The following is a 6,315-nucleotide window of genomic DNA, read 5'->3' on the forward strand; positions in this document are numbered from 1 at the left end:
TTATACCTCTCTATCGTTTTTTTATTTAAGCACTTTTACTTTCTTGGTCATATATTACAATTGGTTCTAAATTATTCTCTACTACAGCTTTATTAACTAAGCATTCTTTTACTCTTTGCATAGAGGGTAACTTATACATAATATCTAACATAATACTTTCCATTACACTACGAAGTCCTCTAGCACCAGTTTTATTAGCATGAGCTCTTTTAGCTATTGCCTTAAGCGCATTCCTTGTAAATCTTAATTTTACATTATCTAATTCAAACAACTTCTGATATTGTTTAGTAAGAGAGTTACGAGGCTCTATTAAGATTCTAACTAAATCCTCTTCTGTAAGCTCTCTTAAAGCTGTTATCACTGGTATCCTACCTATAAATTCTGGGATTAAACCAAAATGAATTAAGTCTTCTGGAACTACTTGAGATAAAAGCTCATTGGCGTCATATTCTTTTCGTACAATCTTTGCGCCAAACCCCAAAGCACTGCCAGCAATTCTCTGTTGAACAATTTTTTCCAATCCAATAAAAGCTCCTCCCATAATAAACAGAATATTAGAAGTATCTATTTTTAAAAATTCTTGCTGAGGATGTTTACGACCACCCTTGGGGGGGATATTAGCAACAGTTCCTTCTATAATTTTTAAAAGTGCTTGTTGCACCCCTTCTCCAGAAACATCTCTGGTAATAGAAGGATTATCTCCTTTACGTCCTATTTTATCTATCTCATCTATATAAATAATTCCTTTTGAAGCAGCTTCAAGATCATAATCAGCATTTTGAACTAATTGAACTAAAATATTTTCTACATCTTCTCCAACATATCCAGCCTCAGTAAGAGTAGTAGCATCTGCTATAGCAAATGGCACTCTTAATATTTTAGCTAATGTTTTGGCCAATAAAGTTTTGCCAGAGCCTGTTGGCCCAATTAACAAAATATTGGATTTATCTAGTTCTACATCATCTTTAGTTACTTTAAAATCTTTATAATAAATTCTTTTATAATGGTTATACACAGCTACTGACAATACTTTTTTTGCCTGCTCCTGTCCTATAACATAGGCATCTAAAGCTTTTTTTATTTCTGCTGGTGGAAGTAATTCTTCTTGTGCTACCTGAGTAGGTTCTTCTTCTTGGGAAATAATTTCCTCACACAATGCTACACACTCATTACAAATATAAACATTTGGTCCTGCAATCAATCTATCCACTTCATCTTGATTCTTTCCACAAAAAGAACACTTTATATCTTTTAAATAAGTGGAAGGTTTCTTACCCATAAAAAATTCTCCTTATTTTATATCTTCTCGTGACGTTAAAACTTTATCTATAATCCCATAGGATAAAGCTTCTTTAGCTCCCATAAAATAATCTCTTTCAGTGTCTTTTTCTACCTTTTTAATATCTTTACCCGTATGTTTAGACAAAATTTCATTTAAAATACTCTTTAAGCGGATAATCTCTTTAGCTTGGATATCAATATCAGTAGCTTGTCCTTGAAATCCCCCCATAGGTTGGTGAATAAGTATTCTACTATGAGGCAAAGCATAACGCATCCCTTTTTCTCCAGCAGCTAAAAGCAATGCAGCCATACTAGCTGCTTGTCCGATACAAACAGTGGCCACAGGTGCAGAAATATATTGCATAGTATCATAAATAGCCAAGCCAGCGGTAACAGAACCTCCTGGGGAATTAATATAAAAGTTAATTTCTTTTTCAGGATTATCAGATTCTAAAAACAATAACTCTGCACAAATAAGATTAGCGACATGATCATCAATAGGTGTTCCTAATAAAATAATTCTGTCGCGTAATAATCTAGAAAAAATATCATAAGCTCTCTCGCCTCTTCCAGTGGTTTCTATAACCATCGGAATGGAATAAGACATAACTTTCTCCTTTTAACTAATTTAATATTTAGTAAGATAAACTTTTTTTAAATCCCTGACTAGAGTTTTTTGAAAGAAAATATAAGGGGAAGGAGATAAAACTAGGGCCGCTTTAAAAAGCGGCCCTAATCTTCTTTATTTATTTTCTTTATCTTTATCTGTAGAAGATTCATCTGCCTCCTGCTCCTTATCTTGAGGAGGTACTTTCTTTACCTTAGCTTCAGAATAAATTAACTCCATGGCCTTATCTGCCAAAATTTTATCCTTTAAAGCAACTAACAAATTATTTTTTTCATAAAACTCTTTAATCGCTTCAAAAGACTGTCCACTATAGGTAGCTATTTTTTGTAATTCTGCATCAACTTCACTATAATCAACCTTTAACCCCTCTTGTTGAGCCACAGCTAAAAGAAAAATCTCTGACTTTGTAATTTCTTCAGCTTCTTCTCTAAACTCTTTTTTCAAATCCTCTATAGTCTTACCTGTGGATTCAAGATTTTTACCTTGTCTCTCCAATTTATCTATATATTCTTTGATCTTTTGCTCAAGATGAAATTCAACCAAGGAAGGAGGTAAGTCAAATTCTACTTTGCTTTTTAAGTCATCTAAAAGCTTTTTCTGAGCTACGCTTTTACTTAATTCTTTACGCGTAGCCTCATAGGATTTAAAAATCGAATCCCGTAACTCTTTAAGATTCTTAAAATTACCCACCTTACGAGCAAAACCATCATCTAAAGCAGGCAATTTTTTCTCTTTTACTGCGTGCAAAGTCACTTCCATCTTAATAGTTTTGCCTGCCAAATCTTTATTAATAAAATCATCTGGTAATTTTACATCTCCAGACCCACTCTCTCCTGCTTTCAAACCATAAATAATTTTCTCAAAATCTTCTAATGCCTGCCCTTCTCCTAAAACTAACTGAAAATTACTCGCAGCAATTCCTTCTATAGGCTCTTCTCCATCAAATGCCTTAAAATCTATCACTACTGCATCCCCAGGCTGAGGATTTCTATTTTCCTCTACCACTACAAACTCTGCCATTCTATTTCTAAGCCTTTCAATTACTGCTTCAACTTCTTCTTCCTTAACTACCACCTCTTCTTCTTCAACTTCCAACCCTCTATATTCTGGCAATTCAAATTCAGGAGCCACTTCAAAGCTAAAGGAATAAGAATACTCTTCTCCTTTTTTTAATTCACTAGCATCTACATCTATTCGTGAAATAGGGGTAATTTTTAATTCATTTAAAATTTCATTTATATGTAAATTAATTAAATCAGTCTGAGCTTCGTTATAAATTTGTTTCCTAAAACGATTCTCAATAACTGAAGCAGGAACTTTACCTTTTCTAAAACCTTTCAAATCTACATCTCTTCTATAAAGAGCAATTGTCGCAGAAAGAGCAGCTTCTACTTCTTCCTTAGGTACTTGAACATTAATTTTGCGTTTAACAGGGGATACCTGTTCCACTTGATATTCCATAATAAAAATAACCTCCTTAAAATAATGGTGCGAGAGGGGGGACTCGAACCCCCACGGACAAGCCGCTGGATCCTAAGTCCAGTGCGTCTACCAATTCCGCCACTCTCGCAAAAAGGAAAAATAAGATTTAATCTTCTTACCTAGGTCTTGTCAACCAAATGTTAAATGTTATTCTTTTTCCTAAAATTAAAAATATTAAATCATTTTTAACTAAACCTAAAAAAATTTTATCCAATTAAAAATGAATTTTTCAACCTAAGAACAAAAAATAGTGTTGTCCTAAATAATTAACATTTTACATATTCTTAGGAAAATATTCCACGTTATTTATATTTTTAAAATCTGAATCTTGAGTCCATATAGTAGCATTATATTCTTCTGCCGTTGCGATAATAATACTATCAGCCATTGGTATTTGATATTTTAGGCTTATTTTCGCCGCAGCAATTGCTATAGAGGGTGTTAAATCCACAATCTTTCCTTTTCCCATAGCCACAATTGCCTGTAGAGCTTTAGTTTCACTTGCTTCCCGACATACTACCTTAAAAACCTCATATATTGTTATGGTTGGAACAATAAGTGAATTAAAATTACTTAAAGGTTCATAAAAATGTTTTGCATTTGGTTCATCGGCAAAATAAGCTAACCAACCTGAAGAATCCACAATGTTGTTATTCATACCCTATCTTCCTCACGCTTAAATTCAGTATTTATTCCTTTAAGAAATCCGCGAAGCTCTTTTATATCTCGCTCAGGAATAAGTTCAATCCTGCCTTCATATTCCACAATATACATTTTTTGGCCAGGATGAAGACGCAGAGATTCTCTAATTGTTTTTGGTATAACAATTTGATATTTAGGAGACACTGTTATAATTTGCATACTAAATCTCCATCGATAGATATTTTGTAAAACTTTAGTTCGAACGATAAAAATTGTCAAATTAATTTAATATTTTAAAGGCGAGCTATATAAATTTTAAGTAATTACTTAACACAATCCATCTCTTTTTTCTTATTTTGACAATTTAGATAAAACAGCTATGGAATAAATTTAGGAATTACCTTAAAATATAATCTCAAACCAAATTTTCAATAAAAAAGAAATTGTAAAAATAAAACTTATAATTTAAGAGCAAAAAAAATATCTAAAAAACTATACTAAGAAAACAACTTAATAGTTTCTAAATATAATAAATTATGGATATAAAATTTTTCATAAACCAATTATTTACTTTAGTAAAAAAATGAAAAACAATAGAACATTAAAAAAAGAACTATTTAAATATAGCATATTATATGCTATATTCATGATAATGATATTTTCAATATCATTTTCTATTATTTTTTATTACTCTCGCATAGAAAACATAAATACTATTTTGAAATACAAAAACCTATCCCTAAAATATTTTATAGAAGGTGAATTTATAAAAATCTATAATTCTGTTAAATTTTTAAGTAAAAATAAAAAGGTTAGGAATTTATTAACCTTAGATGAAAGTGCTAAAAAAGATGTTTTGAGATTATACAAAACATTATCTGAAATAGATAAAAGCATTAATTATATCTATTCAGGATATAAAAATAAATCACTAGTTATAAATAACTATATACCACCTATTAATTTCGATCCTACTACTCGTCCATGGTACCAAGCTGCGATTAAGTCTAATCCTAAAATATCTGATGGAGTCTTATATCAAGAAATGAAAAGTAAAGAATGGTTAATTTCTGTAAGTAAAGTCTTGGTAGATGATCAAAATAAAATTTCTGGAGTCATAGCTGTAGACTATTCTCTTGACCGAATTTTACATATACTAAACGCAAAGGACAAGAATTTAAATACATTGTTCAGCTATATTATTAAACTTGATGGAAGTTTTATAGCTTATAAAAACAAAAATTTTTTTGGTAAAAAAATTTTTGATATTTTTCATATATCAATTGATTTTAATAAAAATAAGTCAGGTACATTTACGTATACTTATAATAATTCAAAAAAACTTGCCTATTTTAACCGTATAGATGCAGTAGGATGGGTTGTAATCACTACTGTTAATATGAGCGAAATTACTAGTCCAATAATAAACAAAATATTAGTCATTATTATTAGTATAAGCTTTATATCTATATTATTAGGATGGCTATATAGTAGATCATTAAGTAAAAAAATTGTATTGCCATTATTAAATCTAAAAAAAGACGTTGAAATGGTTGTAAAAGGACATAATTTATCCAATAAAATTCCTAAATATCCTAAAAATGAAATAGGGGCAATTGCGTCATATATAGAACAGCTTACAAGGAGTGAATTATATAATAAAAATAAAGCATTACAAAAAGCCAATAACCAACTTGCAATGATGTCAATAACTGACCAGTTAACTAAGCTATTCAATCGACGGAAAATAATTGAGGAATTGGAAAATGAAAAAAATAGATTTACTAGATATGGTAAGGTATTCTCTATTATTATGTTTGATATAGACTGGTTCAAACAAATAAATGACTCTTATGGTCATCAAGCAGGAGATGCTGTTTTACAAGATATTGCTAACATTACTAAAAAAATTTTTCGCATTACCGACACCATTAGTAGATGGGGTGGAGAAGAATTTATGATTTTATGCCCTGAGACATCTATGGAAGAGGCTCAAGTAATTGCAACTAGGCTCAAAACAGCAGTTGCAAGCCATAAATTTAAAATAAATAAAAAAATAACAATAAGTATTGGCATTGCAGAATACAATTCTAATAAAAGCATAGAAGAACTCTTAAAAGAGGTTGATGATAAATTATACGTTGCTAAAAGAAGAGGGCGAGATGTAATAGTTTATTAATTTTAATCAGAGTTAGGATTGATTTATGTGGGATATAGAAGAGAAGACCGTTCTGGGATCGACCTACTTTCCCACCCTTTAAATAGGGCAGTATCATTGGCGC

6 protein-coding genes and 1 tRNA gene are annotated in these 6,315 nt (G+C 30.8%); 1 reads left to right on the plus strand and 6 read right to left on the minus strand.

Annotated elements, in window-relative coordinates; genetic code table 11:
* Window positions 1-25: 25 nt before the first annotated feature.
* The 6 genes from clpX to BLP60_RS09580 form a co-directional block, all read right to left on the minus strand.
* A complete protein-coding gene (clpX, locus tag BLP60_RS09555) occupies window positions 26-1,279 on the minus strand; it encodes an ATP-dependent Clp protease ATP-binding subunit ClpX (RefSeq protein ID WP_092066385.1) in 1,254 nt (417 codons plus the stop codon).
* A gap of 12 nt (window positions 1,280-1,291) precedes the next feature.
* Window positions 1,292-1,888 (minus strand): ATP-dependent Clp endopeptidase proteolytic subunit ClpP, encoded by a 597-nt coding sequence (gene clpP / locus BLP60_RS09560; RefSeq protein WP_092066387.1) that lies wholly within the window; start codon window positions 1,886-1,888, stop codon window positions 1,292-1,294.
* A 135-nt stretch (window positions 1,889-2,023) separates the two neighbouring features.
* Window positions 2,024-3,370 carry a trigger factor gene (gene tig, locus BLP60_RS09565; RefSeq protein WP_092066389.1) on the minus strand — a complete coding sequence of 449 codons (1,347 nt, stop codon included), beginning with the start codon at window positions 3,368-3,370 and terminating at the stop codon, window positions 2,024-2,026.
* A gap of 25 nt (window positions 3,371-3,395) precedes the next feature.
* Window positions 3,396-3,479, minus strand: a tRNA-Leu gene (locus tag BLP60_RS09570).
* Between the two features lie 186 nt (window positions 3,480-3,665).
* Window positions 3,666-4,049, minus strand: a complete 384-nt coding sequence (locus tag BLP60_RS09575) for a type II toxin-antitoxin system VapC family toxin (protein WP_092066391.1) — start codon at window positions 4,047-4,049, stop codon at window positions 3,666-3,668.
* The gene (locus BLP60_RS09580) at window positions 4,046-4,252 is read right to left on the minus strand and encodes an AbrB/MazE/SpoVT family DNA-binding domain-containing protein (RefSeq protein WP_092066393.1); all 207 of its coding nucleotides are present in this window, start codon (window positions 4,250-4,252) and stop codon (window positions 4,046-4,048) included. The genes BLP60_RS09575 and BLP60_RS09580 overlap by 4 nt, the downstream gene beginning before the upstream one ends.
* A 427-nt stretch (window positions 4,253-4,679) precedes the next feature.
* On the opposite strand from BLP60_RS09580, the gene BLP60_RS09585 reads away from it, so the two are divergent.
* Window positions 4,680-6,212 carry a sensor domain-containing diguanylate cyclase gene (locus tag BLP60_RS09585; RefSeq protein WP_159427727.1) on the plus strand — a complete coding sequence of 511 codons (1,533 nt, stop codon included), beginning with the start codon at window positions 4,680-4,682 and terminating at the stop codon, window positions 6,210-6,212.
* The last annotated feature ends 103 nt before the right edge of the window (window positions 6,213-6,315 follow it).

Origin of the sequence: Desulfonauticus submarinus, from assembly GCF_900104045.1 — a bacterium.
Taxonomy (GTDB): Bacteria; Desulfobacterota; Desulfovibrionia; order Desulfovibrionales; family Desulfonatronovibrionaceae; genus Desulfonauticus; species Desulfonauticus submarinus.

Coding starts and splice junctions, on each gene's coding strand:
- BLP60_RS09580 (WP_092066393.1), bottom strand. CDS start 4,252: ATGCAAATTATAACAGTGTCTCCTAAATATCAAATTGTTATACCAAAA.
- tig (WP_092066389.1), bottom strand. CDS start 3,370: ATGGAATATCAAGTGGAACAGGTATCCCCTGTTAAACGCAAAATTAAT.
- BLP60_RS09585 (WP_159427727.1), top strand. CDS start 4,680: ATGATAATGATATTTTCAATATCATTTTCTATTATTTTTTATTACTCT.
- BLP60_RS09575 (WP_092066391.1), bottom strand. CDS start 4,049: ATGAATAACAACATTGTGGATTCTTCAGGTTGGTTAGCTTATTTTGCC.
- clpP (WP_092066387.1), bottom strand. CDS start 1,888: ATGTCTTATTCCATTCCGATGGTTATAGAAACCACTGGAAGAGGCGAG.
- clpX (WP_092066385.1), bottom strand. CDS start 1,279: ATGGGTAAGAAACCTTCCACTTATTTAAAAGATATAAAGTGTTCTTTT.